The sequence below is a fragment of the Paenibacillus graminis genome (assembly GCF_000758705.1).
Classification (GTDB): Bacteria; Bacillota; Bacilli; order Paenibacillales; family Paenibacillaceae; genus Paenibacillus_AQ; species Paenibacillus_AQ graminis.
This window is the reverse complement of the sequence record NZ_CP009287.1, coordinates 3,491,045-3,517,702: the sequence shown is the minus strand read 5'-3', so window position 1 is coordinate 3,517,702 and position 26,658 is coordinate 3,491,045. Positions and strand designations below refer to the sequence as shown.

Here is a 26,658-nt window from a genome sequence, read left to right as displayed (position 1 = left end):
CGCATGCCGACACCGGCATGCGCTTCAAAAGCAACGAAGGATTTATTTTTCTGCAGCTGTTTCCACATATTTTTTGAAATTGTCCTGAATCGCCTGCCACCCGGCTTGCTGCATCTCGACGGAGTTGGTCTCTTCCGCTTCGAACACTGTGATGATTTTCGTATCGTTGCCTTGGCGGACAAAATCGATCTTCACTTTTCTGCCGTCGCCAATCGTATAGGCGATGCGCTCGTTCATACTCACTTCGTCGTAGACTCCGCCAAAATCAAATCCAAAGCTGCCATCCTTGGCTTCCATTCTTGAGAGGAACTTACCGCCAGCCCTAAGATCATTCTCGGCGTATGGCGTATGCCAGTCATCAGAAGCCGTATTCCATTTCGTAATATGCTCCGGCCCGGTCCAATATTTCCACACGCTTTCTACTGGAGAATGAACGAGCGCTTCCACAGTTATCGTTACCGGCTTACCTGTTTCCAATACATAACCCCCTTAGGAACTTTAGATTTTCTTGTCCGCATACTTTACGTTAAGCAAGTAGTGCAGATTATCTTTTACCGCAGGCCATTCGTCGTCAATAATGCTGTACAGCACACTATCCAAAATACGGCCTTCCGCAGTGATCCGGTGTTTGCGCAGCATGCCTTCCTTCACCGCACCGATGCGTTCGACTGCTTTTTGGGATCGCTTATTATCCCCCGCAACGGTAAAATTCACCCGGATCAGACCTAAAGATTCAAAACAATACTGCAGCAGCAGAGCTTTGGATTCTGTATTGACCGCTGTTCTCCAGAACTTCGGGGAGATCCATGTGCAGCCAATCTCCGCGTTGCGGTGAATGTGGTCAAGATGCATAATCCGCGAGGTGCCGGCGATCCTGCCGGTGGATTGCTCTATCATGACAAAAGGGAGCTCGGTCCCCTTCGCCTGATTGGCAAGCGCCGTATCCAATAATCCTGTTACTTGTGCGGGAGAAGTGATTTTGCGCCAGGTATACTCCCAAATTTGCGGATTAACCAGCAAAGCCATCAGTTCATGTTGATGCGCTGCTTCCATAGGAACCATTCGAATAAAAGTGCCGTTAAGTTCTTTGACGTTGTTCGAGATCACGAAGCTGCCTCCTATAGATGTATTCATACAAATTATAAAATACTTAATATCTCCCTGTCTGCCTGATTCATATAAAAGAACAGCCCCATTTATGTAAAATGGGACTGCACCTCACTTGACTACTGCCTGCATATTAATGAAGAAACACGTCACTTCTAGCCGCGTTTTCACCGACAATTTGCCGGACAAACTCAGCAATACTCATGGCTCCGGCATCGCCGGACCCGCGTTTTCTTACGGATACTGCGGCGGCGCTTTGCTCCTGCTCACCGAGCACCAGCATGTAAGGCACCTTCTCCAGCTGGGCTTCGCGGATTTTGTAGCCCAATTTCTCATTCCTTATATCAAGCTCGACACGGATTCCGGCATCCTGCAGCTCCTTTTTCACTTGGAAGGCGTAATCTGCATAGCGGCTGGAAACCGGCAGCAGTTTGACTTGCACCGGGGACAGCCACAGCGGGAAAGCGCCGCTGAAATGCTCCGTAAGAATCCCCATAAAACGGTCGATCGAGCCATATACCGCACGGTGGATCACGACAGGACGGTGTTTCTGGCTGTCTTCGCCGACATAAGTCAGATCGAACTTCTCAGGCATTTGGAAATCCAGTTGAATCGTTCCGCATTGCCAGCTTCGCTTCAGCGCATCCTGAATGTGGAAGTCAATCTTCGGCCCGTAAAAAGCTCCGTCCCCCTCGTTCACCCGATAGTCGATTCCGCGTCTGTCCAGTACATTTTGGAGCGACGCCTCCGCCTGATCCCATAACGCTTCCGAGCCCATGTAATCATCCGGCCGTGTAGACAGCTCCACCTTATATTCAAAGCCGAATACTTTGTAAATGTGCCCGATCAGCTCCATAACACCGGCGATTTCCTCTTCGATCTGTTCAGGAAGCACGAACAAATGGGCATCATCCTGACAGAAGGTCCGCACCCGCATCATTCCGTTCAGGGCTCCAGAAAACTCATGCCGGTGTACCTGGCCAAACTCTGCGACACGCATCGGCAGCTCCCTGTAGGAGCGGAGGCTGTTCTTGAAGATCAGCATATGTCCCGGACAATTCATCGGTTTCAATGCATATTTCGTCTCATCTACCTGAGTAAAATACATGTTGTCCTTATAGTGGTCCCAGTGTCCTGACTGCTCCCACATCCGGTTGTTCATCATCAGCGGTGTGCGGACCTCATCATAATCCCGCGCCCGCTGCAATTCGCGCAGAAAGTTCTCCAGCTCTGTACGGAGAATCATTCCCTTGGACAAATAAAAGGGCATACCCGGCGCTTCCTCGGAAAACATGAACAGTTCCAGCTCCTTGCCCAGCTTGCGGTGGTCACGCTTCTTCGCTTCCGCCAGCATGTGCAGGTGCTCTTCCAGCTGCGCTTTTTTGGAAAAGGCCGTTCCGTAAATACGCTGCAGCATAGGATTATTGGAATCCCCGCGCCAATAGGCGCCGGCAACGCTCAGCAGTTTAAATGCTTTGATGTGGCCCGTGGAAGCCACATGCGGACCCCGGCATAAATCAATGAACTCGCCCTGCTCATACAGACTGATTTCTTCGTCCTCCGGCAGGCCGTGAATCAGTTCCACTTTGAGCGGTTGATCCAATGCTTCGAAAAGCGCAATGGCTTCGGCGCGGCTGACTACCCGCCGGACAATCGGCAGATTCTCCCCGATAATCTTCTGCATTTCCTGCTCAATGGCAGCTAAGTCATCTGTGGAGAGCGGCCCTTCCCTATCGATATCGTAGTAGAATCCATCTTCGATTACCGGACCGATGCCCAGCTTAACTTTTTGCTTACCGTATATGCGTTGGATGGCCTGAGCCATTAGATGTGCTGTACTATACCGCTGGATGAACAGTCCATCCGGGCTGTCGGCCATAACGATTTCGACGTGGCAGTCATGGTCAATCGGTTGATGAATGTCAACGAGTCTGCCGTCGATTTTACCGGCTGCTGCGTTTTTCTTCAGGCTTGTGCTGATGGATTCCGCTACTTGAGCAACTGTGGTGCTGCGTGCGTACCTCCTAATTGATCCATCCGGCAGTGATACATTGATTTCCATGATTGTGGCCTCCATTTCTTCGTAGTCTATTGTGGATTGAACGCAAAAAAACGCATCTCTCCCGGAAAGGGACGAGTGCGTTCTGGCTCGTGGTTCCACCCTAATTTGACCTGTAATGATCGACCCCCCGGCTGTTCGGGCGGAAGAAAATACACTAGATCCTCATTGGTATCCGGTATCGGGGATAAGACGGTAGCATTTACAGCTTCCCTAACAGCAGGAAAGGTTCAGTGCCACGGCTGCAAAGGGGTAACATCCTGCCGGTCGCTGTTAGAAGCTCTCACCGTTCACTTCTTTCTCTGGCCAGTCCGCATAGGATATCATGTCTTTGGTCATCGCCTTGAATATCGTGTTGCTGGTTACATAATACTGAACCCTTCGTGAGAATGTCAACCATTTTTAAAAAAACAGGCTTCGTATCATGCAATGAGCAACTGGAGCGTAGATTTACTACAGGTTTCACTATGCGTCAACAAGTCCTTCGTGAATATGTAAGATAATATCACCTATATCTTTCACATTTCGTGCAATATAGTCCGCACCCGCACTTCGCAGCTCTTCCTCGGAACCATAGCCGATGAGGACGCCGACTGAGGCAACGCCGCAGGCCCGGGCCCCGATAATGTCATGCTCGCGGTCCCCGATCATCACCGCTGTACCCGCTGCAATCTGATGCTCCTCCAATACGTATTGGATAACCTCTTTTTTCTTGGATCGCGTCCCGTCCAGGTTGCTGCCTGCCACATGCCTGAAATATGGCTCCAGCCCATAATGGCGGATAATTTCTTCGGCGAACACCGTTGGTTTTGAGGTAGCGACGTATAAATCAAAACCTCTGCCCTGCAGCTCCTTCAGCAGCTCTGGGATTCCGGGAATCACGAGATTCTCGAACATGCCCAGCGTACGGTACCGTTCCCGGTAGAATTCAACGGCTTGGGCCGCGCGCTCTGCGGAAAAGCCTTGGATTTCCACAAAAGAATCGTATAATGGCGGTCCGATGTAAGGCAAGAGCAGGTCCGGATGCTCTACGGTAATATCGAATTTGCCCAGCGCATACTCTACGCTTTTGGTAATGCCCTCTTTGGGGTCGGTTAACGTTCCATCCAGATCAAATAAAATGCTTTGCAGTTTTTCCATATCCTCCGCCATGCTCCCTCCGCGTTCAATTGCTGACTGTGTTATTTCACAGCTTATACTAGCATAACTTCGTTTCTCCATACTTTCCACACACTTATTTACTAACATCACAGTGACAGCTAATTAATCTATGGGAGGAACTAACATGAACATGACGCATTACATGTCTCTGCTTGCAGACAACCAGCCTTGGAACCTGATTCTTTTTATGGCGATTCCGGTCATTTTTGCCGAGACGATTACAGTGACCGAATTTATTATTTTGTTCACCAAAAATCTCAAAGGACCGCTTAGAGCATTTAACCGGATATGCAGCATTCTAGCCGGCCTCTATTTTACAGGAATATTTCTGTATTTATTCCCTACCGCTTTTATTCCGGTTACCGCGAACGGGGAATGGCATACCTGGGTTGATGTGGTAGCTGTAAGCTTTTATCTCAGCGGCGTGCTCTTCCTGCTGCCCCTGGCCCTGCTGGATCTCGGACTGATTGCCCGCAACCGCAGTGAAGAAAGCAAGCTAAAGCTGCATTTCCTCCTCATCAGCGGCTTTCTCGTGGTAGCGCATGTCGCGATGATCTTCGGGATGGTTAATCCGGAAATCATGGGCGGGATGGCTGGTATGAATCATTAGGTATCCGCTGGAAATCTTCACAGATCTGATTCATTAGACAAATGACGGGGTATACTATTCCGTTATTACATCTTTATTGTTTATTGATAATAAACCTTATCTGATCTGTGGAGGCGAACCATGCAACGTGTAAACCTGGACCCAATCACCTTTAATCAACAAGTGTATGATCATGCTTCCTTTGGAATTGCCCTTGTTTCGCCTGATGGTTTGATTTTGACCGTAAATCCTGCAATGGAGCAGATGCTTGGATATAGCAGAGCAGAGTTTGACGGCAAGAGAGTAGGCGACTTCTCTCACCCGGATGAAGCAGTCAGAAACATTGAGAGTTTAGTGGCATGTATGGAAACTGGGAAGAATGAAATACAGCTTGAAAGACGGTACCTCAAAAAAAATGGTGAAAATATGTGGGGACTGCTCTCCTTTAAGCGATTCCATAATGAGACGGGAAAGCTGATATATTACATTGGCCAATTAATAGATATAACTAGGCAAAAAGAATCGGAGCGGCGGCTCCAAGAGTCTGTCGAGCGGTATAACTCACTCAAAAAATATAACCATGATGCCGTGATCTCATTTGGTCTGGACGGCCGCATTATCAATGCCAACAATATGGCAGAAAAGCTCACTGGCTACCACATTGAAACGGAATTGATCGGTGCAGAGCTTGCGAATCTGATTGGACAAGCGAATGTCGACAGAATTCTTGAAAAGGCCATTTACGATGATTCTGTTGAACATGAAATTGACATCCTCGTTACCAAAGAGGGCAGTTCAGTGGAAGTGCTTACCAGCATCGCCCCGATTTATGTAAGCGGGCAAAATATCGGGTTTTATCTGATTTGCAAGGATATTTCTGAGCAGAAACAGTTGCTGCTTGCCAAGGAGACTGCGGAGGCCACCAACAAAGCCAAAAGTGAGTTTTTGGCCATGATGAGCCATGAAATCCGCACACCCATGAACGGGGTAGTCGGCATGACGGATGTTCTGCTTGACATGACAGACCTGACTAAAGAGCAGAGAAGTTATGTTGAGGTGATCCAGAAAAGCGGGGACATCCTGCTCAACATCATCAATGACATCCTGGATCTCTCCAAAATCGAAGCAGGCCGCTCTGAGCTTCAAGAGCATAATTTTGATTTGCGCAAATGTATCAAGGACAGTTTTTCAGTGATTTCCAAGAAGGCTGATGAAAAGAAAATAGAACTGTCTTACACCGTCAATCACGATGTTCCCGACTATATCTATGGCGATGCCGAGCGGCTGAAACAGGTGCTGCTGAACCTGCTGGGCAATGCTGTGAAATTCACTTCCAAGGGCAGCATTGAGGTAAAAGCGCGGCTGATGAAGGAAAAACCCTGCAGATTGGCTTTTACCGTTACAGATACCGGCATCGGAATAGATCCTGCTCGGCTTAATGACATTTTTGAGCCGTTTGCCCAGATTGACAGCTTTATGTCCCGGAGCCACGAAGGCACAGGCCTTGGTCTTGCGATCAGCCGCAGAATTATTGACATGATGGGCGGTGAGATTTACGCCGAGAGTGACGGCAAAAACGGTTCGTCCTTTTCCTTCACTATCCAGTTTAAGGAGGCCTCACAGGTCCCCCGGGAACAGGTATTTGAAGATATGCTTCATAACACCGGAAAAGTTAACATTCTGCTCGCCGAAGACAATGCCATCAACCAGCTGGTAATGACAAAAATGCTGGAAAAATTGGGGCATCGGGTAACCACCGTCGCCAACGGCAAAAAGGCGATTGAAGCAGCACGCAACCATCCGTTCGATCTCATATTCATGGATTTGCATATGCCGTTTTTGAACGGTCTGAAGGCAGCGCAGATCATCAGGGAAGAGCTCAAAGATAAGTGTCCACGTATTATCGCGGTCACGGCCAATGCCTTAAAAGGGGACCGGGAAAAGTGCCTGGAGGCGGGGATGGACGATTACATCAGCAAGCCGGTAAAGCGGGAAACCCTCATCAAAATCCTGCACCAGCTAAAAAAATAGATTATATTTTCCATTATTTGTGCTATTATAAACAGTGGATTTTATGTTCGGATTACGAGCGTATATCCACTGTTTTTTTATGGTAATCGTACGGAACATAGCACCCAAAGGAGTGGTAGAAATGGCACGTGTGTTATTTATTAATGGCGGATCAGAAGGGCATATCAATCCAACTATCGGTGTGGTGCAAGAGCTTATTTCGCGTGGAGAAGAGGTAGTATACTTATGTATTGAAGCTTATCGGGAGCGCATCGAGAAGACGGGAGCTTCAGTACGGGCATTAGACGATCAAAAAATTATTGAAGCCTTCATCTCAGGCGGAAGAAATTATTTACTCGAAAGAATTAACGGTCTTTTGCTTACGGCAGATATAATCATACCAAGTGTTCTGGAACAGATTGCTGGCGAGCATTTTGATTACATCATCCATGATTCCATGTTTGGCTGTGGACGAATGCTTGCGCAGATTCTTGAGCTTCCCGCAATTAACTCCAGTACATCCTTTGCGCAGACCCAAGCTTCCTATGATAAAATGCTGGAACAGCCTTCTATGAAAATCCCTGCAGAAATAGCTAAGCCTATATACGATAGATATCACAGCCTGACGGAAATGCTGAAAGAAAAATATAATGTGGAAATTCAATCACCTTACGAAGTCTTGTGTAATCCTGCACCCCTTACAATCGTTTATACAACCAGGGAATTTCAGCCCAATGGAGAGGGATTCGATCAAACTTATAAATTTGTAGGTCCCTCTCTCTCTTCAAGACCAACTCAGGCAAACTTCGACTTTAACGCAATCAAGGGGAAAAAAACCATTTATATCTCACTGGGTACTGTCTTTAACCAAGCATTGGACTTCTATAAGCTTTGTTTCGAGGCCTTCGGGAATACTGATTACACTATTATCATGTCAGTTGGGAATAAAACCCCAATTTCTGATTTAGGAGAAATTCCTGATAACTTCATTGTACAAAATTATGTTCCGCAAACTGAAGTGCTGAAGCACATCTCATTATTTATTACACATGGAGGAATGAACAGTACCCATGAAGCTCTCTATTACGGGGTTCCGCTAGTTGTAATCCCCCAGAGCGCAGATCAGCCGATCGTTGCCGGGCGAATTGCCAGTCTCGGAGCAGGTATTGCATTGCAAATGCAAAGTTTGACTGCAAATGGGCTGCGTGAAGCGGCAGATCAAGTGTTGAACCAGCCATCATATAAAAATGCAGTGGACAATCTGCAGGAATCCTTTCAACGATCCGGCGGGTATCGCCTCGCTGTCGATGAGATTTTCGGCTTCTTAGGTCGATAGGCGGTGAAATCATGACCCCTCATGATTGGGCTGCCTGTTGAACTTGACCTCGCAGCGGGTTCCCGCCCCGGCCTTGCTGGTGATGCGGATTGAACCGTCCAGAAGCTCGACCAGCTTGTTAACGATAGAAAGACCGAGGCCGGTGCCTCCATATTGACGCGAGCGCGACTTCTCCACCCGGTAGAAACGGTCGAAAATATAAGGAAGCTCTGCTTCCGGGATACCTATCCCGGTATCTTCTACGATAAAAACTGCGGAGCCTGGTAAGTAATTCAATTGGACGTTAATCTCACCTTCATCCGTATACCGTACAGCATTTTCCAGCAGATTCATCACGATTTGCTCCATGCGTTTGCTATCCCCAAGTAATAGAGAAGCCTGTCCGTTATGCACAACCGCAAGCTTGAGGCCTTTTTCCTTGGCCGTTAATTCAAGCTTGCGGGCGGCTTGATCCACAATCCGTTTCAGATCCACTTCTTCCAGATGCAGCGGAATTTTACCCTCCTCCATCTTGGCAAGCTCGAACAAATCCTCCACCAGATGCTGGATGCGGTGCGCTTCCTGGCCGATGATGTCCAGATACAGCTTTTTTTCTTCCTCTGTCTCATATAGTTCGTCTTTCACTACCTTGGCGTATCCTTGCAAATAGGTGATTGGCGTCCGCAGCTCATGGGAGATATTCGCCAGAAACTCCTGCCTGGTATCTCTATAGCGCTGCAGATCAACTGCGAGATCGTTAATGGCTGCCGCCAGAAACCCGATTTCATCATTGCTGCCGATCGTCAGCCTTGTTTCCAGCTCCCCTGCCGCAAGCTTGCGGGTTGCCTTCTGCATCTGCACCAGCGGGCGCGACAGCAATCTGGCAATAATCCAGGTAATGCCCAGGGCCAGCACAAAAGCCCCTATTCCCGAGAGCAGCAGAATATCCCGCACCGAAGCCAGCGACTGCACCATGCTTTGTGTGGATGACATGACATAGAGCGCGGAACTCACCCTGCCGCCATCCTTGATAGGCCGTCCGGTTACGAAATACCGGTGTCCTGCGGGGTCTTTGTACAACAAACTCACGCGGGTTCCCGAGAATATCCGGGCCAGATCAGCCCCGTGAATAAACGAACGGTCTGCTGAATCATGTACACCCGAATGAAGAGTTAACCTGCTGTCGCGGGAGATGTTAAAAATACTCACATTTGAAAATTCAGCAAAGGTCCGCATCATTTGTTCGCTGGTGGTATCCTGGGATTCGGCCATGACTGTAAAATGCGAAGCCAGCTCCTCTGTCTCTGTCCGCATTTCTTTATAATAAAAGCTGCTGAACATCCGGTCGATGGCCACACCGAGAAACAGCAACACAATCAGGAACACCGACATGATCGCAAGCCCGAGCTTAAAGCCGATGATGTTGTTTTTCATTCGCTTTTGCCGGGAACCTGAAATTTATACCCCAGCCCCCATACCGTTTGTACCGGATTATACGGCAGACCGGCTTTTTGCAGCTTCTCGCGGATATTCTTGATATGCGTGTCGATCACGCGCGTCTCTCCGCCATAATCATTGCCCCAGAGACGTTCAACCAGCTCGTCCCTGGTGAACACCCGTTGGCTGCTCCGCGCCAGCATGGTCAGGAGATCAAATTCCTTCAAGGTAAAATCAGCACGCTTCCCTTCAATATACACTTCGCGGGCCTCCGGAAGAATTCGCAGCCCCGGATAATTCAGCTGCTTCTCCTGCGGTTCGATTGTCCGGTTCAGAGATGAACGCCGGAGCAAAGAATGAATCCGGGCCAGCAATTCTTCCGGTTCGAAGGGTTTGGTCAAATAGTCGTCTGCGCCAATCCCCAGCCCAAGCACCTTGTCCTTCGTTTCAGAGCGTGCGGTAAGCATCAGGATAGGAATCTGCGTATGTTCTCTCACGGCGCGGCAGACGTGCCAGCCATCCGTATCCGGCATCATGACATCCAGCAGGAGCAGGTCGAATGCCTGCTTCCCGATCATACGAAGAGCTTCTTGCCCGGTAGCTGCCTCTTGGGTGGCAAAGCCTTCCTTCTGCAAATAAATGCGCAGCAAATTCCGCATGTTCCATTCGTCGTCGATAATCAAAATTTGTGTTTTCATCTGTTATCTCACCAGTTCCTCCAGGCTTCCAAATATAGCTTGTGCCGATTTCATCTTGGAGTCATTGCCAACCACACTGAAGAAATTCTGTTCCGCTACTGCTTTAAGCAGTCCGGCATAGTACCTGATATCACCGGGTGTTGCTGAGAAGATTTCATTTCGCTCCCGCTGCAGCTCATCTGCAGTAATCTGTTCAAAATAATGCCGGTCCGCCCGCCGCCGGATTGCGCTGGGACTGAGCGGCTGTTCAAACATCGCCAGGGTCCCGATAATCGCTTTGGTCATCTCCTCCTCATCCGCTTCAAAGCTTTCAGCAAAATGGTATGCCTGATCGTAGACCGCCAGCGTCTCCTGCAGATTCGGGTCCCGATAAGAAGTGAACAAAAGCACCCCATCTCTGCGCAGGAGCAGATTCCCGCCATAAGCCCCGCCTTTTACCCGCACGGTGTTCCAGAGATAAGTGAGGCTGAGGATTTTTTTGAGGACCTGCATCTTGCCGGAATAGACAAAACCAAGTTTGGTAAAGTCATAACCCTTAACCACATACTGCACCTGGCTTGCGGACATGAACCCTTCGTTACCTGCGAGATTCTGCGCCTTAAGCTTAGGTTTGGGCTCCACCTGCCGGTTTTGAATGTCCAGTTGGGCCAAATGTGCAGCGAGCTCTGCATAGATGTCTGAAGTTCCTGTCACAGTAAGAGTTAAATTCCGCTTATTGAACAAGGCTGCGCAGACTCCCTTTAAGGTGTCAGAGAGCTGTTCGGCCCGGAGATCTATACCGTCTGCAAGCTCCCGGATAAAACGGTAATAAGACACTCCGCCGAGCTTTTCCTCGTATGCCCCCATATCGGAGAAATAGGACAGCAAACGGCTGGCTGCAATCTCATTGCCTTTCTGGTTCAGAACCGATTCCATATGGGAGGCTTCCCGGCGAACGATTTCCTGCAGCTTGGTGAAGTTATCCAGATTGCTGCCGTAGAGCAGCTCATGAAGCAGCTTCAGGGATTCGCCAATGCTGCCTTCCATTACTTTTATACGTGCGCTAAATTTGGGCTGATAGCTTGTTTGCGAATCTTTACCGGCCCCAAACACTTCATTCTGAAACCGGATCCCCCCGGTTTTGATCCCGATCTCACCTGTGAGTTCTTCAATACTGTAAGCAGCGGTCTCCAATTGACCGAGCGCTCTCGCCAGCAGCACGAGATAAGGTATCTGTTCCGCCGCAAGAACCGCCGTGTCCCAATATAGCTTGATATAGGCAATTTTGTTCGTGGGCAGCTCATGGTGAATCAGCTTTATCCCTTCCAGCATGTACTCCTGTGTAGGAACTTGAGGCGAAACGCTGCGGTTAATGTCCTGAAGAGACAGCTTAGGGAGCTTGTGCAGATCCTCGGCCGCGTCCGGACGGCTCTGCCGGTCCAGCAGATTCTGTGTACGCTGAACAAGCTGCCCGAGCTGTACGGGGGACAGAGCTGCTTTATATTCGGCAAGCTGCTGACGGATGGACGCTTCCTTATCAGCTGCCAGGGTATTTGAAGGTTTGAGTATTACTACGCTGCAGTGGTCACTGTTCAGCAAATAGGTTTCGATCAGCCGCTCAAAATAACGGTCTGCACATTGTTCCCGGATTGAAGCAAACACGGCTTCATACTCTAAATGGATTGCTGGTGAACCATCGTACAGCCAGGACTTCATAACCTCAATATTATAGGTCAGCCCTTTCGGGTATTGGATAAAATCTGCTTCACGCAGTTCAAATTCCTTGCTGTTGACCGCAGCCAGCACCAGCTTCTCATCCAACCCGTCCCCAGCAAGACGGCTTAACGTAGTTCTGACCAGGTCCAGGAAATCATCCTTGGCAGAAGGGTTGGAATGGGTCAAGGTAATGCCCAGCAGCGGCTGGATCATACTGTCGGAATAAAAAGCAAAAACGTCTTTGCCCAGACCGCTTTCGAGCAGCGCCTGTTTTAGCGGAGCCGCGTTGCTGTCCATCAATATGCTTTTCAGAATAGCAAAGGCGAGATTCAGCTCCCGGTCCAAGGAAGTTCCGATCACGAAGTTCATGCTCAGATAGGTCTTGTCTGCAGCGGTTTCTGTTGCCAGAATGGGGTACTCCGCCACAAGCTCCTTCATTCCGGTCGGCTGCTGAAGTGAAATGGCAGTATCGAAATCATCACGGTTGTATGACTTTAGATAGTTCTGGTGTATGAACTCCAGCCGCTCTTCGATATTAACGTCACCATACAGATAAAAATAGCTGTTGGACGGGTGGTAATAACGGCTGTGTGCAGCAAGGAACTGCTCGTAAGTCAAAGCAGGAATTTCCTGCGGGTCTCCGCCTGAGGAATACCGGTAAATGGTGTCCGGGTACAGCGACTTTTTGATCCGGTCAATCAGGACCGTAACCGGCGAGGAATAGGAGCCTTTCATCTCGTTGTATACAACGCCCTTGTAGATCAGCTCGTCCTCTGCACGCTGCAGTTCGTAATGCCAGCCCTCCTGCTCAAAAATCTCCTGCTGCCTGTAAATATTCGGTTTAAACACACTGTCAAGATAGACCTCCATCAGATTGGAGAAATCCTGGTTATTCCGGCTTGCCACCGGATACATGGTTTTGTCGGCAAACGTAAATGCGTTCAGAAATGTTTTCATTGAGCCTTTAAGCAGCTCCACAAACGGTTCTTTTACCGGATATTTATCCGAACCGCATAACACCGAATGCTCTAGAATATGAAAGACTCCCGTACTGTCTCCTGGCGGAGTCCGAAAGCTTATGCTGAACACCTTGTTGTCATCTTGATTCTGTACAAAAAGCAGCCTCGCACCGCTTGGCTGATGCTCCATCGTGAATACGGAGGATTCAATTTCCCGGATAAATTCCTCTTGTACGACCTGAAATCCAGAATAGATATGGCCTGTTTTTAAGCTGCTCATAGAATTTCCTCCTCTGTTTAGGGTTGTACCTGACTCCATGAGCTTATCATATTCAGGGTTTCTTGTACCATCTGGATAATGAACTGACAGCAATAAGTTACACGCCGTTGACGTCACATCCTCTTCCGCAGCTTAACAGACCCGGCAGGATAGATCCCTGCCGGGTCTTCAATGTTAACAATGTCAGAAGTGAAGCTGTCTCAGCTTGCCATAGTGCGTGCTGCGAGCAGGTTGCGTTTTCTACCAGGCAACACGGATAATCAGACCTTTAGGATCGCCAACCTCCAGGTAGGCAGCTTGGCCGTTGACATCATCATACGGGAAGCCGTAGGCCAGGCCGTTAATGCTATGGTCATGCCAGAACTTCGCATAATAGTTGGCCGGAGCTGCATTGTAATAGTTGGCTACATTATTCCAGTTGCCGGTTGTATAGACATGGCGGTTGATCGCAGCCGCAGTAGCGGCATCGGTTAGCGCTCCGTCGCAGCGGAGAATATCCTGGGTGTTGTAGCTGGAATAACCGGCGAAATAGTTGGCATTAGCTCCGCCAGCGGCAAAAGATCCATGAATCGGTGCCACAATCCGGTACGGCGCCTGAACCGTTGCTAACGATTTGAAGGCGGCCGGCACTTCGTTCTGATATTTGGTGAATAATCCGGCACGGGTTTCCGATTCAAATTCGCCTACCGTTTGGTCAAATGACCCGGACTTATTCACCAGCCGGTGCTGGATCGGGAAACCGAAGCCATCAACGCGGGTGGTATTCCCATGGTAACCGGCATCATCTACCGTAAACTCCACAAAATCAAAGTAGATATCGCGGTTCGGATCGGTCGGATTATCGACGTTTGGTCCGGCGAAGCCGTCGTTATAAGTCTTAATGTACAATGGTGTGCCTACGCTGAGGAACATTCGTCCAGAGGTGATTTTGGGCATGTTGAACCAGGAGGCCTCGCTGACCTTGTGATAAATGTTCGCATAATTCACGCCATTTTTGGTCAGATGTCCGGAAGCGTCGTTCAGAGCCGTGGAGATCGGTACCAGGTTCCCGTTCAAATCCAGATAACTCCATTGTTTATTGGCCGGATTAATCCCCAGAACCCCCCAGTAGATCTGGCTGTCGGGGTACGCCCCGCCTGTCCCATTCATAACTTTTACGGAGATTGAACCGGCAGGTGCTGCCGGAATCGCGGAAGCGGCGATGGAGTAGATCGAACCGGAGGGATTCGAAGGCGTGGTCGGTGTAGGCCCTGCATTGTAAGTGAACCAGCCGGTGTCATACGCAGGCGTCCCATTATTGTAGGTGAAAAAATAAGTGAGGGCCGTGCCGCCGGCAGCACCCGTCACCGCTTGTTCATAACGGGCTTTGCTGCTGTTGTACGTCATGCGGAAATTCATCTGTGTGCCATTGTTAACCTTGTAATGCACATCCACCCAACTTGTGTTCACGGTGGATTTGAACCAGATTGTTGCCGTGGTACCCGACAAATCGACACCTTGCGTGTAGTCGGCAGCCTCAGCCTTAGAGCCGAACAACGGGAAGCAGGAGATCAGCAGCAGGAGCGCGAGCACAGACATTAGCCATCTTTTTCTCATCGCAATCTACCTCCATTTAATGGTTTAGATTCAATCACGCACCATAATTGTATGCGTTTTCAACTATGATTATAGTATTCCTGCTGCCCTTTTAGTAGGATCAGAATTTCGGTTTTTGTCCCCATATTTTGGGTGGAACGATTTGATGAAGAAGTTTACCGGCATTTTTGCTGCAAAAAAAGAAAAAAACCTTAATTCTCCAGAGTCCAGGAGTATTAAGGCTTTTATATCGTATTTTTACTTGTACCAATGCTTCGCAATAAAGGTGTCGCGTCCGGATTGCCCGCGGTCCTCTTTATAGTGCTTCGGATTCTTTTTGTGATAGTCCTGATGGTATTCTTCAGCCCGGTAAAAGCGCGGAGCCGGCAGAATCTCCGTCACCACCGGACCTTCAAATCTCCCGCTGGCCGCCACCTGTTCGCGGGAAGCCAAGGCGGCCAGGCGCTGCTCCTCATTATAATAGAATACCGCTGTACGGTATTGGGTGCCTCGATCCTGAAACTGTCCGCCGTCATCCGTCGGATCGATTTGCGGCCAGAACAGCTCCAGCAGCCTGGAGTATGGGAAAACGGCCGGATCATAAGTGATCTGCACCACCTCATAATGACCTGTCGTTCCGGTTTTGACCTGCTCATAGGTCGGGTTCTCTACCGTACCTCCGGCGTAGCCAGAGACAATCCCATGAATTCCGGGCAGCTCCTCAAAAGGTGTCACCATGCACCAGAAGCAGCCTCCGGCAAACATTGCCTGTTCCATAACCAGTATCTCTCTCCCTGTCTACCATCTGTCATACTATATAAGCTGAACTTTAGTTATACAATGTGGGGTATAGTCGTAACTGCGGGGAATGTTTGGACTTCCAGCCGCTGTTGTCGTAAGAATTTCTTCAATGGAACCGCCTTTAGCGGTTGAAATCCGGTGACTGATTATGCTTCCGAAGCGAGCTTTCCTATGGAAAGCTTTCAGTCGGACGCTACCGCTCGTAAGTATCCGAACTTCCCCTCCGCACTTCTACCCTTTTTATGGATTTTTTAAGTTCATCTTATATAGAAACGCATGTTATGAAGATAAGGCTAAATGAGCCTAAAGTCAATTTGAGGGTTTCACTGCAGAGGAATAAATGCCGGCAATAACCTCCAGCGCCTTGATCCCCTCGCCCGCGTCAATCCAGAATTTCCGTCCTTCTCTGACGTGCTTGTAGAAGTCCAGGATTAACCGCTGATGGCTGGTTCCCCAGTAGGACTTGCCCTCGACCGCTGTGGATACGGGCTCAGACAGCAGCGTTTCATGGCCGTCTTTCCAGAGATACAGGCAGTCTCTGCGCAAGAGGAGCGTGCCTTGCTCAAAGACAAGCTCCATTTCTACCGGAGAATTCACGAAATACGCATTCGTACCGTAGAAAAGTCCCCGGACATTATTCTTGAATATTATGCAGGCATGTGCCGTATCCTCCACTTCGATGACTTCATTCAGCACATCGGTGGTCACATTTCCGGTGACGGAAGCTATCTCGCCCCCGAACCATTGCAGCAGATCAAGCGTATGGATCGTCTGATTAATCAGCACTCCGCCGCCTTCGGTAGCCCATTTGCCCCGCCAGCCGCTCTCCGTATAATAGTCTTCGCTCCGGTACCAGGTTACAATCCCCTTCATGCAGATGAGCCGGCCCAGAATCCCGGAATCAATGGTCTCTTTGATCCGGATGGAAGGGTTATTATAGCGGTTTTGAAAGACAATGCCAAGCTGTCCCTGGCTGGCCGCCGCTACTTCCTGGATACGCCGGGCAGAGGGAACATCCAATGTCATGGGTTTCTCAGTTAAAACATGATGGCCTGCCTGCAGGAATTCCTCTGCCATCGGTGCATGCAGATGATGCGGCGTGCATAAATGGACAATGCCGATATCTGCTCTCCCAAGAAGCTCCCTGTAGTCTGCTGCCGCTTCACAGCCGTAATCCCCGGCTGCTTGGGCTGCCCTAGCAGGATCTGTGTCGGCAACGGCTACCAACCGGACGCCTTCCATGGATTGTATAGCCTTGGCGTGCAAGGGAGCAATTGCCCCGCAGCCGATAATGGCTGCTCCTATTGTACTCATCCTATTCACCTTCCGATTTGGTCTTTCATCTGACCGCTATCTGAGTGTATCCGGGGTGAGGTTCAGCGCCTGGGATTGCGCCTGAAGACACAGCTCCGCAGCTTTGAACACATGGGCCTGGGTCATCGCCAGCTCTGTACGCTCCAGGCAGTCTAAAATCAGCTCACCGAAGAAAGGAAAACCTACCTTCCCGGCCACCTGCTCATAATGCTCGCCTTGCCCATCCACCCAAAATACATGATCCGGTGTGTTCGACCGGGCAATATCGCTGTATTTGCGCAGCTCTATATACCCTTCGGTGCCCATGATAATGGTCCGGCCATCTCCCCATGTACCGAGCCCTTCCGGGGTGAACCAGTCCACGCGGAAATATTGTGTCGTCCCATTGTCGCCGACCAATGTCGCATCGCCGAAATCCTCCAGCTCCGGGTAGTCCGCGTTATTGTAGTTGGCAACCTTGCTGTGCAGCACTTTAGCATCCCGGCAGTTCCCATAGTAGAGGAACTGCTCAATCTGGTGGCTGCCGATATCGCAGAGTATGCCGCCGTACTTTTCGCGCTGGAAGAACCATTCAGGACGGCTGGGCGCATTTAGACGGTGCGGCCCCATCCCGATCAGTTGCAGCACCCGGCCGATAGCTCCCTGACGGATCAACTGCCCGGCGTAAACCGCACTTTCGACATGGAGCCGTTCGCTGAAGTAGCACATATATTTGCGTGTTGTCTTCTCGGACTGCAACCGTGCCGCTTCAAGCTGCCCCATCGCGGTAAATGGGGCTTTGTCCGTAAAATAATCCTTTCCGTGAGCCATTACCCGCAGGCCCAGCGGCCCCCGCTCGGAAGGCACCGCCGCTGCCGCCACCAGGCGGACCTCCGGGTCTTCAAGGACCTCTTCAGCGGATCTGGCCACGCGGACCCCCGGATAGGCGGCGATAAAGGCTTTGACCTTTTCGGGGTCAGGATCATATACCCATTTCAGTTGCGCTCCGGCTTCCACCAGTCCGTTGCACATGCCATAGATGTGGCCATGGTCCAGCGCGATTGCTGCGATAACGAATTCTCCCGGCCCAACCACCGGTTTGGCCTCATGCTTAGGCGCATAATTCATTCCGTCTTTACGGCTCATCCTTCTTCCTCCCCAGTCTTCAGTTATAGCAGTGTGTGCAGATAGTCCAGGCTAATCTTCAGGCTCTCGAACGGATCACGGCGGCAGACATCCTGCTCAACGACAAACCACTCTACTCCGGTCTCACGGCAGGCCTCAATAATCGCCGGGTAATTCATATTCCCCTGGCCGATCTCGGCAAATTCCGCTTTCCTTGCAACTACCGCCATATCCTTCAGATGCACAACCCGCATTCTGTCCTTGACCCTGTGAATCCAATCTACCGGACTTCCCCCTCCGGCCTGAACCCAGTAGAGATCCAGCTCGAAATCGAACGCCAACGGGTCCGCTTCCTGAAGCAGCACTTCAAGTCCGGTGACGCCATCCAGACGCTCGAACTCAAAATCATGATTATGATAAACAAACTGCAGCCCGTGCTTCTGCTTCAGAACAAGAGCGATTTCGGAGACCTTCTTGGCAAAAGTGCGGTAGCCCTCCTGACTGGTCTGATACTCGCCCGGCAGCGAACCAAGTCCGACATATTTGCAGTTCCAGAGCTTATGCTCAGCCGCCAGCGCGTCAAGATCATTTACAAGCCTGTTCCAGGGAACATGTGTCGCACATATAGCAAGTCCGGCTTCATCCGCGTATTGCTTCACCTGCTTGGGATCAACCGGTCCAATACCCGAAACCTGCACTGCCTGATAGCCGATATCCTTCACCTTAAGGAAGCTCTCCCGCAGCCCTTCCGGGGTCTGGGTGAAATCCCGCAGGGTATACATTTGCGCAGCAATCGTTGAGGTCTTCATAGGTTATTTCACTCCTTAGATATTCGTATGGTCTGGTCGTAACTACGGGGAATATTTGGACTTCCGGCCGCTGTTATCCTCTGATTTCTTGTTTTCAACCGCTTTTAGCGGTTGAAATCCGGTGACAAAGGCGGACGCATTCGCTCCTACAGTTCCAAATTTCCCCTCCGCACTTCTACCCTTTTTTATTACAAGTAAGTTCAACTTCAATATTCTTAATGTGTTCCGGATACATTTAGTGTCTTTTGCACAGTTACATCCTTTTGGAAGGTGGAATTTTGCACTTTTTCATCAGCTTCTCATGAAACAGATCACTGTCAATCGGCAGGTCCACCCAGTTGTCTGTCCATGCGGACAGATACATGGCATTCGAAAGCGTCAAGCCATGGATGCCTTCTTCCCCCGGCGCCAGCAGTGGTTCATCGTGCAGAATTGCGTTCGTGAAGTTGCGCAGGATGCCTTTGTGCTGCTCTCCATCCCCTTGTTTCACCGGAATTTCGCATTTCCAGCATTCAGGTGCTCCAAAGCCGCCCTTAAACTCAGCATTGAAAACCGGCTCCGGGGTGCGCAGCCGCCAGAAGGTCAGCTCACCGTCCTCAATGACGATTTTCCCGTTGTCGCCGGTAATTTCAAAGCGGTTTGTTCCCGGAGCTTCTCCAGTTGTTGTAATGAACAATCCGGTGGCTCCGTTCGCATACTCGACATATGCGGTTACATCATCTTCGACCTCAATCTTCCGGTACTTGCCAAAGTGGCAAAAAGCCCGGATGCGCGTCGGCATCATGCCTGTGGTCCACTGCCACAGATCCAGCTGATGCGGGTCCTGATTCAGCAGCACCCCGCCGCCTTCTCCGGCCCAGGTCGCACGCCAGCCGCCGGAATCGTAATAATTCTGCGATCTGTACCAGTTGGTGATAATCCAATTCGTGCGGCGGATTTCGCCAAGCTCCCCGGCCTGAATCAGCTCCCGGAGCTTTTGGTAAAGCGGATTCGTCCGCTGATTGTACATAATGCCAAATTTGCGGCCCGACTTCGCCGCAGCCTCGTTCATTTCTTGGACGGCCCCGGTGTACACCCCCGCAGGCTTTTCAATCAGGACATGAAGCCCATAGCCAAAAGCCTCGATCGCCAGCGGCGGGTGGTCATAATGGGGCGTTGAGATTAATACGGCATCAATCGTTCCGGACTGAAACATCTCTGCTGCTGTGCTGAAATGCTTCACCTTCTCCGGCAATTGTTCCGCAGCCCATTCCAGCTGTTCAGGATGGATATCGCATACCGCAGCCAGCTCGGCCCCCTTCACATCGTCCAGCAGACTAAAGGCATGCGCCCGTCCCATATTTCCGATGCCAATAATTCCATAACGTACCTTTGCCATCTTCAGGATCACTTCCTAATTTCTTTTTTATGATATGAGGATAACCCTAATCATTTAGCCTGAACATGACTGGAATTAAGGAGTATTTGTATATAATTAAGATGTATTAGTTAAATGAAAGCGGTATAATAAAATGAATCCCCTTTCAAAGGAGTTGCACTATGGATCACTTCAATACGCCGGGGCGGCTGCTGCAGAATTTGAATGTTACCGTAACTTATGCCCAGCTCAGCACGAAGTATCCCGGCTGGAACCGCACAAACGAGACGCCTTCCTTCAACCGGCTTTATTTTATTGACCGCGGAGAAGGAAAGGTGATCATTAATGGAGCGGCTTATTATCCCAGGCCGGGGCAATTAATGATTATGCCTGCCGGCTCCACACAGACAACGGAAACGTCGCCCAATAATCCTTATGCCCGCTACTTTTGCCATTTCGATGCCCATATTGGCGAGTGGCCGCTGTTTCATTCCGCGAACAAGCTGTATATCAGCGACGCGGCTGACCCGGATGCGGTCCGGACGGTTTTTAGCGAGATGATCTCCCTGTTTCAGGAGGACAGCTTCCTTTCCACAATCCGTGTCCAGGCAGGGCTGCTCACGCTTCTGGCCTTGTGCCTGGAGGCTGGCGGCTACTCAGATTTCATAGATGAGCTGCTCCATACCAGTGATCAGGGCAAGCTCGCCCATGTGCTTGAATATATTGACCAGCGGCTGATGCGGCCGCTTGAGGTCGAGGAGCTGGCAGAGCTGGTGCATTTGCATCCGAACTATTTCATCCCGTATTTCAAAAAATTCATGGGGGTAACCCCTATGCATTATGTACAGCTCAAACGGATGGAGCTCGCCAAAAAACAGCTGTCTTATACCAGCTTCAGCATCTCCGATATTGCCGAGCAGGTGGGCATGGAGCTGGCGCATTTCTCCAAATATTTCAAAAAAACAACCGGAGTCTCCCCCTCGGCTTACCGGAGCAGCACGCGATAAAAAAGAAAAGCTGCTTCGTACGCCAAATGCGCGCCAAGTCAGCCTTTTGCAGCAGAAGAATTCTATGCAGATTACTGGTGAAAGAATTGAATCACTGCTAGTCTGCCCTAAGTAAAAACCACTGTACCAAATACCGGAGACAAACCACATGCATTGCGGTACCTGCTGCCGCGAGCAATGCACACCAGGCCAGGCTGAGACTTGAACCCGAAAGAAATGTGCGGACCGGCCAAAAGCATGGAATGATCCCGCCAAGATACTGCCATGGCGATTGGACAAAAAAAACAATTAAGGGTGTTAACACCAATATGCTTGCCCCTTTCGATAAAGCCAGACCCTCTATCTTATTAGATGCAAAGGCCGTCAGGAATAAAGCAAACATCGGTGCTTCCAGAGACAGCATGGGCAGCAGTAAGAGTATGTTGCCCAGCCGCAGCGGGATAAGCCCGGAGAACGTAAGCAGCAGAAGACTATAGATGACCGTCAGGATGACGACAAAACCCAGGCGGTACCCTAGATATCCCCTTTTGGTCAGAGGCGTAACGGCAAAGTACTGGATCATATTTTCGTCACGCTCGTCAAGGATCATGAACCCGGCCATGCATCCCAGGATGAGCGGCACCAGCAATAACGCAAAGCTCATGATCAGCTCATAATACGGTGACAGTTCAAAACCAAGATTTTGCAAGAGCAAACCACTCACTGCAGGAACCCCGAAACGGAGCGCCAAAACCAGTGCCAGCGGACCCGCCAGACAAATGATCAGCATGGGATCACGGTAAATTTGCTTCAGATCTCCCCATACGGGGAATATGATTCTGGACAAGTTCAGCTGCCTCCTCCGGTTTTGAGTACAATTAAACGCTGAAAGCTATGCAGGGTCCAGAGGTATACCACGCCACACCACACTGTTAACAGTGAGAGCATATATACATTTTGCCAAGGAGGCAGCGGCTCAAATACTGAACCAATCAGTGCAAGCGAGGCAGAGGCGGGCAGAATCCCCAGCAGTGGGGAGGTCCATAATCCGACAGTTTCTACAAGCGGCAATAAGAATATAGCTGTAACTGCAGAAGCATAGAGAAAAAATCCGTTAAGCGAAGTACAGCGGACAGCTACCCCCAAACCCGCCATTGTAAAAAATACCGAGGTCAGGCCTACGCCTGCGAGAAAATAAACGGGATTATGCCGGAAACCGAACACGCTGGCATGGACAGAATAGCTTGCTGCCAAAGATAAAAAAGTAAGCGACAGCGTTTTGGAGCAAATGTATTCCGCTATGGTGTAGGGTGTGACGAACAGATTCTCGTGAATCCCCTGTCCCTTCTCCAGCAAAACAAGACCGCCAATGAAGAAAAAGCCCAGCATCCCCGGGTCGGTAAAAGTCAGCAGAATATCTGCAGTTTCCCGGTACGGCACGGGCAGCAGTGACAGCAACACGATATACACCAGACAAATCACAAAATACACATAATAGAATCCGTGCCTGAACTGAAGCCGTATGTCATATCCCAGGGCAGAAGCAAACCTCATTTCAGTTCCCTCCCGGTAAGCTTTATGAAAATATCCTCAAGTGTGGCATCCTGGCTGTGAATGGTTTCGATATATTTGTTCTGCAATAGCGTTTGAAATTCCTGGCTGCCGCCGATGTTGTCCAGGCCGAACTCTTCTTCATGGAGCAATCCCTTCTCCCTGTATTCCACTTTGACCACTCTTTTTCCATGCTGGACTCTTAGCGTCCTTGGCGAATCAATCAGACGGATGGTGCCGTCTACAATAAAAGCAACGCGGTCACAGAGCTCGTCGGCTGCATGCATATGATGTGTCGTGATCAGAATCGTTGTCCCCCGGGCCTTCAGGCCAAGCAGAAGCCCCTTAACCTTGCCTGCATTCACCGGGTCCAGTCCCGAGGTGGGCTCATCCAGAAAAAGAATCTTCGGTTTGTTAAGCAGAGCGCGGCACAGGTTCAGGCGCATTTTCATTCCCTTGGAGAAGGCAGACACCTTCGCTCTGGCATGCTTTTCCAGGCCCATTAGCGCCAGCAGTTCCCGCGGGTCCTCCGTGTTCCCCTTGTAGAAGGAACGGAATAATGACAGATTCTCCATTGCAGTAAACCTGTTATAGAAATTGGGGAACTCAAAAGCAACACCAATATCTTCGTAATAATCAGACTTTACCTCTGCCAGCTGGCGCCCCATTACACGCACTTCCCCCTCGTACGCTTTCAGAATCCCGATAAGAATTTTCTGTACCGTGCTTTTCCCTGCCCCTGACGGTCCCAGGAAGCCAAATATTTCCCCCTTGGTTATAGAAAAATTAAGCTCACGAAGGGTTTTATCCTTGGCACGGGGATAGGTAAAACTTAAATCCTTGACTTCAATCATTCGCTGCCTCCTTTTTTTACCCATCCGGATTCAATAATGAATTATAATTCATTTTTAAGGTACGCCGATATTTATCTTTTGTCAAGTATGAATACCGGACAGACATGGGCACCTCGCAGCACAGAGGCTATATTTCTTGACAAGCCCTTGCCTCCTCCCTATATTTAAAAAATGAATGGAGGTTCAGCGAATGCAGGTACTGAAAGAGGAGATCCGCAGGTCTATCCTTCAAAATGCTCAGGAAACGTTTCTGCAGACCGGCTTCAGAAATGCCTCCATGAAAGATATCGCTGCGAAGGCAGGTGTCGCCGTAGGGAACCTGTACCGGTATTATCCAAACAAGCAAGCCTTGTTCGATGCTGTTACGGAACGTGCCTATGATGATTTGACCGGGTTAATTACTGGGGATCAGCAGCATATCCAATCGGGTCTGGCTGTGTTTGAAGAGGTCGGCCGGGTCTTGTCGATCCTGGTCCAGGAACAGCGTGAAGGGCTGCTCATTCTTCTATATGGCAGCTCTGGCACCAGCCGGGAAGGATTCAAGGAGCGATTTTTTGCAGAATTCGCCGAGCATATCATGACTCATTTAGCCGATTACAATCGTTCGCATCCGAGAGCTCCTTTGCAATTGGAGGTCTCCAGACCGTTGTCTGTTGCTTTTTTGGAGGGGTACTTTGAGATTATGCGCACTGCCAGCAGCCGGGAGCAAGTAGACAGTCTTACCAGACAGTACGTGTCTGTATGGTTTATGGGGTTGGGGAAGCTCGTATAATGCTACAATAAACCACAAGTCATCCGGGGAAGCGCTATTGCGCAGCACCCTATAGAGAGGAAGTGCCATTCATGGCCGAGTTAGCCTTGCAGCCTGCACTTGCAGGTAAAGTTGCTGTCATAACCGGAGGAGCCGGTGTCTTATGCGCCGTCATGGCCCATGAATTGGGGCGCCAGGGAGCCAAGGTCGCCATTCTGAACCGGACCGTTGAAAAAGGGGACTCCCTTGCCGCTGAGATTAACGCCGCCGGAGGCCAGGCTATTTCGGTAGCCTGCGATGTTACTGAAGACAGCAGTGTGCACCTTGCCGCTGCTGAAGTTCTGAACCATTGGGGACCTTGTGATCTGTTAATCAACGGAGCCGGGGGCAACCAGCCGTCAGCGGTGACGACCAAAGAAATCTTTACGGAAGGCGATCAGGATCATCCGGAGATCACCTCCTTCTTCGATCTTTCTGCCTCCGGCTTCCGTCAGGTTATGGACCTCAATCTGATTGGCACACTCATTCCCACGCAGGTTTTTGCCAGACAAATGCTCGGACGCCCTGGGGCTTCGGTGATTAACATCTCTTCCATGAGCGCCGCAGCGCCGTTGACCAAAGTTCCTGCCTACAGTGCTGCGAAGGCCGGTGTCAATAACCTCACGCAGTGGCTGGCGGTCCATCTTGCCGAAACAGGCATCCGCGTCAATGCCATTGCGCCGGGCTTTTTCCTCACGAAGCAGAATGAAAGGCTGCTGCTCCGGGATGACGGAGATCTAACCGAACGTTCACACAAGATCATCTCCCAGACCCCGATGCGCCGCTTCGGCAAGCCGGAAGAGCTGCTGGGCACCCTGCTCTGGCTGGCAGATGAAGGCATGTCCGGTTTTGTAACGGGGGTTACGGTTCCGGTAGATGGCGGATTCATGGCATACCCGGGGGTGTAGTGAGACCCCTGTTAATAATTATACGTCTGGACCCGTTCTTTTCTTTCGGCATACATATACGAAGGCTGGAGGAAGATTCCGGGGAACAAAACAGATCTGCTCAATAACAAAATGCTGTTCCAACTGCTTTTTCATCTGTTTGCTGTATTGAAAGGCAATAAACAAGCCCTCTTCCTTTAAAGAGCTTACGATTTGCCCCAAGAGCAGATCTCTGACGCTTTGCGGGAAATTGAAAAATGGAAGTCCGCTCAGGATGCAATCCAGCGGTCCGGAGTTGTCATTATGCAGGGCAAGCTCCAGCCTGAGGCAGTCGGCGTGACAAGCGTAGCCCGGATAGGCTGCCCGCAGCCTTTTCCGCAGAAACGGGTCTTTTTCAAACAACATGACCTTTGTATTTAGGGTGGAATACCTTTGAATATGCCTTGTAATTGCGCCTGTACCTGCGCCAAGTTCGGCTATAGCCTGTACCTGATGCCATGGAACCTGCTTCGTCATCGCCGCCGCCAATTCTGCAGAGCTTGGTACTAAACTGCCAATCTGCCTCGGAAACCGCAAAAATTTATATAGAAATACCGCCCTCTCTTCAACCCAATCGCTCATCTTGATCATTATATCTTTGAACCCCCTTACTCTGATGGTTCCAATCTTAACTGAACAACCTTTAGAAAAAGTTTGGGGAATTCTGAATTTATTCTGAAGAAAGATATAGCAATCCATAAGAAATCTGGCTCAGGGGTTTTGCTACAATGGACAGGTCGGACGGATTATAACATCACAAAAAAGAGAGGATGTTGTTTACATGGCCAACTTTACAGCTTACCTGATGTCGGAGGACGCCAGAGCCCAAGCCGGGTTCTATATTCAGGCGCTTGGCGGCAAAATGAATTCCATCACCACGCACGGGGATCTGCCGGATGCGCGCGAGGATTTGAAGGACAAGGTGATCAATCTCAGCTTTAACGCCGCCGGAGTGCACTTCATGATGTCTGATTCTATTTTCGAGCCGGTTAGTTACGGCAACTCGGTCAATTTAAATTTGGAATTCGCGGATGAAGCGGAAGCCCGTGAAGCTTTTGATAAGCTCGCGGAAGGCGGAGTGGTCAAGGAAGCAATCGCTCCCGCCTTCTGGGGTGCATTGTACGGACATGTTCAGGATAAATTCGGCATCCTCTGGATGATCACAACTGTGCCTGAGCAGGTCCAATAGCAGGTTATTTTACGTAGTCTTCTAAATGCAGGCGTCCCTAGTTCTTATCTGGGGGCGTCTTCTACTGTATGGCCTGCCCCGCCCCCTCCTCC

Annotated in this window: 23 protein-coding genes and 1 pseudogene; 7 read left to right on the top strand and 17 right to left on the bottom strand. The window is 50.0% G+C overall.

All coding sequences use genetic code 11. The annotated features are described in order from the left end of the window. Window positions 1-42: 42 nt before the first annotated feature. The 4 genes from PGRAT_RS14645 to PGRAT_RS14630 form a co-directional block, all read right to left on the bottom strand. Window positions 43-477: an SRPBCC family protein gene (locus PGRAT_RS14645; RefSeq protein WP_025703593.1), complete on the bottom strand. Its 435-nt coding sequence runs from the start codon at window positions 475-477 to the stop codon at window positions 43-45. A 21-nt stretch (window positions 478-498) separates the two neighbouring features. Beyond that, on the bottom strand, window positions 499-1,107 hold the full coding sequence (locus tag PGRAT_RS14640) for a GNAT family N-acetyltransferase (RefSeq protein WP_238326736.1): 609 nt from the start codon (window positions 1,105-1,107) through the stop codon (window positions 499-501). Between the two features lie 133 nt (window positions 1,108-1,240). Further along, on the bottom strand, window positions 1,241-3,169 hold the full coding sequence (thrS, locus tag PGRAT_RS14635) for a threonine--tRNA ligase (protein ID WP_025703595.1): 1,929 nt from the start codon (window positions 3,167-3,169) through the stop codon (window positions 1,241-1,243). 462 nt (window positions 3,170-3,631) lie between these two features. Further along, on the bottom strand, window positions 3,632-4,306 hold the full coding sequence (locus PGRAT_RS14630) for an HAD family hydrolase (protein ID WP_025703596.1): 675 nt from the start codon (window positions 4,304-4,306) through the stop codon (window positions 3,632-3,634). Between the two features lie 145 nt (window positions 4,307-4,451). Here PGRAT_RS14630 and PGRAT_RS14625 point away from each other — a divergent pair, with 145 nt between their 5' ends. The 3 genes from PGRAT_RS14625 to PGRAT_RS14615 all read left to right on the top strand — a co-directional run bounded on the left by PGRAT_RS14625 (window position 4,452) and on the right by PGRAT_RS14615 (window position 8,262). Continuing rightward, entirely contained in the window at window positions 4,452-4,937 is a 486-nt protein-coding gene (locus tag PGRAT_RS14625; protein WP_025703597.1) for a DUF6803 family protein, read from the top strand. 120 nt (window positions 4,938-5,057) lie between these two features. Next, window positions 5,058-6,947, top strand: a complete 1,890-nt coding sequence (locus PGRAT_RS14620) for a PAS domain-containing hybrid sensor histidine kinase/response regulator (RefSeq protein WP_036703078.1) — start codon at window positions 5,058-5,060, stop codon at window positions 6,945-6,947. Window positions 6,948-7,068: 121 nt separating this feature from the next. Next, window positions 7,069-8,262 (top strand): macrolide family glycosyltransferase, encoded by a 1,194-nt coding sequence (locus tag PGRAT_RS14615; protein ID WP_025703598.1) that lies wholly within the window; start codon window positions 7,069-7,071, stop codon window positions 8,260-8,262. Window positions 8,263-8,271: 9 nt separating this feature from the next. Here the strand turns inward: PGRAT_RS14615 and PGRAT_RS14610 are convergent, their stop codons facing one another. From PGRAT_RS14610 to PGRAT_RS31210, 9 genes and pseudogenes are all read right to left on the bottom strand, one after another. Continuing rightward, window positions 8,272-9,675, bottom strand: a complete 1,404-nt coding sequence (locus PGRAT_RS14610; RefSeq protein WP_025703599.1) for a sensor histidine kinase — start codon at window positions 9,673-9,675, stop codon at window positions 8,272-8,274. Next, window positions 9,672-10,376, bottom strand: a complete 705-nt coding sequence (locus tag PGRAT_RS14605; protein ID WP_025703600.1) for a response regulator transcription factor — start codon at window positions 10,374-10,376, stop codon at window positions 9,672-9,674. Before PGRAT_RS14605 ends, PGRAT_RS14610 begins: the two co-directional genes overlap by 4 nt. Before the next feature lie 3 nt (window positions 10,377-10,379). Continuing rightward, window positions 10,380-13,310, bottom strand: coding sequence for an insulinase family protein (locus tag PGRAT_RS14600; RefSeq protein ID WP_025703601.1), 2,931 nt, complete (start codon window positions 13,308-13,310; stop codon window positions 10,380-10,382). Window positions 13,311-13,550: 240 nt separating this feature from the next. After that, entirely contained in the window at window positions 13,551-14,906 is a 1,356-nt protein-coding gene (locus tag PGRAT_RS14595) for a glycoside hydrolase family 64 protein (protein ID WP_025703602.1), read from the bottom strand. Between the two features lie 237 nt (window positions 14,907-15,143). Next, on the bottom strand, window positions 15,144-15,662 hold the full coding sequence (gene msrA, locus PGRAT_RS14590; RefSeq protein ID WP_025703603.1) for a peptide-methionine (S)-S-oxide reductase MsrA: 519 nt from the start codon (window positions 15,660-15,662) through the stop codon (window positions 15,144-15,146). 333 nt (window positions 15,663-15,995) lie between these two features. Further along, window positions 15,996-17,000, bottom strand: a complete 1,005-nt coding sequence (locus PGRAT_RS14585) for a Gfo/Idh/MocA family protein (protein WP_042266797.1) — start codon at window positions 16,998-17,000, stop codon at window positions 15,996-15,998. Between the two features lie 36 nt (window positions 17,001-17,036). After that, window positions 17,037-18,125, bottom strand: coding sequence for a Gfo/Idh/MocA family protein (locus PGRAT_RS14580; RefSeq protein ID WP_025704321.1), 1,089 nt, complete (start codon window positions 18,123-18,125; stop codon window positions 17,037-17,039). Window positions 18,126-18,148: 23 nt separating this feature from the next. Continuing rightward, window positions 18,149-18,913: a sugar phosphate isomerase/epimerase family protein gene (locus PGRAT_RS14575; RefSeq protein ID WP_025704322.1), complete on the bottom strand. Its 765-nt coding sequence runs from the start codon at window positions 18,911-18,913 to the stop codon at window positions 18,149-18,151. A 215-nt stretch (window positions 18,914-19,128) separates the two neighbouring features. After that, window positions 19,129-20,291 (bottom strand): annotated as a pseudogene (locus tag PGRAT_RS31210) (Gfo/Idh/MocA family protein). Window positions 20,292-20,452: 161 nt separating this feature from the next. On the opposite strand from PGRAT_RS31210, the gene PGRAT_RS14565 reads away from it, so the two are divergent. Then, entirely contained in the window at window positions 20,453-21,277 is an 825-nt protein-coding gene (locus PGRAT_RS14565) for a helix-turn-helix domain-containing protein (RefSeq protein ID WP_025704324.1), read from the top strand. A 97-nt stretch (window positions 21,278-21,374) separates the two neighbouring features. Here PGRAT_RS14565 and PGRAT_RS14560 read toward each other — a convergent pair whose 3' ends face one another. From PGRAT_RS14560 to PGRAT_RS14550, 3 genes are read right to left on the bottom strand one after another with little or no spacing between them, the layout of a single operon-like run. Then, complete coding sequence (locus PGRAT_RS14560; protein ID WP_025704325.1) at window positions 21,375-22,103, bottom strand: hypothetical protein; 729 nt, start codon at window positions 22,101-22,103, stop codon at window positions 21,375-21,377. 2 nt (window positions 22,104-22,105) lie between these two features. Then, window positions 22,106-22,810, bottom strand: coding sequence for a fluoroquinolone export ABC transporter permease subunit (locus PGRAT_RS14555; protein ID WP_025704326.1), 705 nt, complete (start codon window positions 22,808-22,810; stop codon window positions 22,106-22,108). Beyond that, on the bottom strand, window positions 22,807-23,661 hold the full coding sequence (locus PGRAT_RS14550) for an ABC transporter ATP-binding protein (protein ID WP_025704327.1): 855 nt from the start codon (window positions 23,659-23,661) through the stop codon (window positions 22,807-22,809). Before PGRAT_RS14550 ends, PGRAT_RS14555 begins: the two co-directional genes overlap by 4 nt. A 190-nt stretch (window positions 23,662-23,851) precedes the next feature. Between PGRAT_RS14550 and PGRAT_RS14545 the strand changes: the two genes are divergently transcribed. Next, window positions 23,852-24,433, top strand: a complete 582-nt coding sequence (locus PGRAT_RS14545) for a TetR/AcrR family transcriptional regulator (protein WP_025704328.1) — start codon at window positions 23,852-23,854, stop codon at window positions 24,431-24,433. A gap of 71 nt (window positions 24,434-24,504) precedes the next feature. Next, window positions 24,505-25,359 carry an SDR family oxidoreductase gene (locus PGRAT_RS14540; RefSeq protein ID WP_025704329.1) on the top strand — a complete coding sequence of 285 codons (855 nt, stop codon included), beginning with the start codon at window positions 24,505-24,507 and terminating at the stop codon, window positions 25,357-25,359. 18 nt (window positions 25,360-25,377) lie between these two features. Here PGRAT_RS14540 and PGRAT_RS14535 read toward each other — a convergent pair whose 3' ends face one another. Continuing rightward, the gene (locus PGRAT_RS14535; protein WP_025704330.1) at window positions 25,378-25,968 is read right to left on the bottom strand and encodes a class I SAM-dependent methyltransferase; all 591 of its coding nucleotides are present in this window, start codon (window positions 25,966-25,968) and stop codon (window positions 25,378-25,380) included. A 190-nt stretch (window positions 25,969-26,158) separates the two neighbouring features. Between PGRAT_RS14535 and PGRAT_RS14530 the strand changes: the two genes are divergently transcribed. Next, window positions 26,159-26,566, top strand: coding sequence for a VOC family protein (locus PGRAT_RS14530; protein ID WP_025704331.1), 408 nt, complete (start codon window positions 26,159-26,161; stop codon window positions 26,564-26,566). The last annotated feature ends 92 nt before the right edge of the window (window positions 26,567-26,658 follow it).

What these genes read in the sequence shown, in the direction of transcription:
- PGRAT_RS14595 (WP_025703602.1), bottom strand. Translation starts at nt 14,906, where the DNA reads ATGAGAAAAAGATGGCTAATGTCTGTGCTCGCGCTCCTGCTGCTGATC.
- PGRAT_RS14620 (WP_036703078.1), top strand. Translation starts at nt 5,058, where the DNA reads ATGCAACGTGTAAACCTGGACCCAATCACCTTTAATCAACAAGTGTAT.
- PGRAT_RS14550 (WP_025704327.1), bottom strand. Translation starts at nt 23,661, where the DNA reads ATGATTGAAGTCAAGGATTTAAGTTTTACCTATCCCCGTGCCAAGGAT.
- PGRAT_RS14585 (WP_042266797.1), bottom strand. Translation starts at nt 17,000, where the DNA reads ATGAGTACAATAGGAGCAGCCATTATCGGCTGCGGGGCAATTGCTCCC.
- PGRAT_RS14545 (WP_025704328.1), top strand. Translation starts at nt 23,852, where the DNA reads ATGCAGGTACTGAAAGAGGAGATCCGCAGGTCTATCCTTCAAAATGCT.
- PGRAT_RS14630 (WP_025703596.1), bottom strand. Translation starts at nt 4,306, where the DNA reads ATGGAAAAACTGCAAAGCATTTTATTTGATCTGGATGGAACGTTAACC.
- PGRAT_RS14530 (WP_025704331.1), top strand. Translation starts at nt 26,159, where the DNA reads ATGGCCAACTTTACAGCTTACCTGATGTCGGAGGACGCCAGAGCCCAA.
- PGRAT_RS14575 (WP_025704322.1), bottom strand. Translation starts at nt 18,913, where the DNA reads ATGAAGACCTCAACGATTGCTGCGCAAATGTATACCCTGCGGGATTTC.
- thrS (WP_025703595.1), bottom strand. Translation starts at nt 3,169, where the DNA reads ATGGAAATCAATGTATCACTGCCGGATGGATCAATTAGGAGGTACGCA.
- PGRAT_RS14625 (WP_025703597.1), top strand. Translation starts at nt 4,452, where the DNA reads ATGAACATGACGCATTACATGTCTCTGCTTGCAGACAACCAGCCTTGG.
- PGRAT_RS14565 (WP_025704324.1), top strand. Translation starts at nt 20,453, where the DNA reads ATGGATCACTTCAATACGCCGGGGCGGCTGCTGCAGAATTTGAATGTT.
- PGRAT_RS14610 (WP_025703599.1), bottom strand. Translation starts at nt 9,675, where the DNA reads ATGAAAAACAACATCATCGGCTTTAAGCTCGGGCTTGCGATCATGTCG.
- PGRAT_RS14605 (WP_025703600.1), bottom strand. Translation starts at nt 10,376, where the DNA reads ATGAAAACACAAATTTTGATTATCGACGACGAATGGAACATGCGGAAT.
- PGRAT_RS14580 (WP_025704321.1), bottom strand. Translation starts at nt 18,125, where the DNA reads ATGAGCCGTAAAGACGGAATGAATTATGCGCCTAAGCATGAGGCCAAA.
- PGRAT_RS14540 (WP_025704329.1), top strand. Translation starts at nt 24,505, where the DNA reads ATGGCCGAGTTAGCCTTGCAGCCTGCACTTGCAGGTAAAGTTGCTGTC.
- PGRAT_RS14535 (WP_025704330.1), bottom strand. Translation starts at nt 25,968, where the DNA reads ATGATCAAGATGAGCGATTGGGTTGAAGAGAGGGCGGTATTTCTATAT.
- PGRAT_RS14600 (WP_025703601.1), bottom strand. Translation starts at nt 13,310, where the DNA reads ATGAGCAGCTTAAAAACAGGCCATATCTATTCTGGATTTCAGGTCGTA.
- PGRAT_RS14615 (WP_025703598.1), top strand. Translation starts at nt 7,069, where the DNA reads ATGGCACGTGTGTTATTTATTAATGGCGGATCAGAAGGGCATATCAAT.
- msrA (WP_025703603.1), bottom strand. Translation starts at nt 15,662, where the DNA reads ATGGAACAGGCAATGTTTGCCGGAGGCTGCTTCTGGTGCATGGTGACA.
- PGRAT_RS14555 (WP_025704326.1), bottom strand. Translation starts at nt 22,810, where the DNA reads ATGAGGTTTGCTTCTGCCCTGGGATATGACATACGGCTTCAGTTCAGG.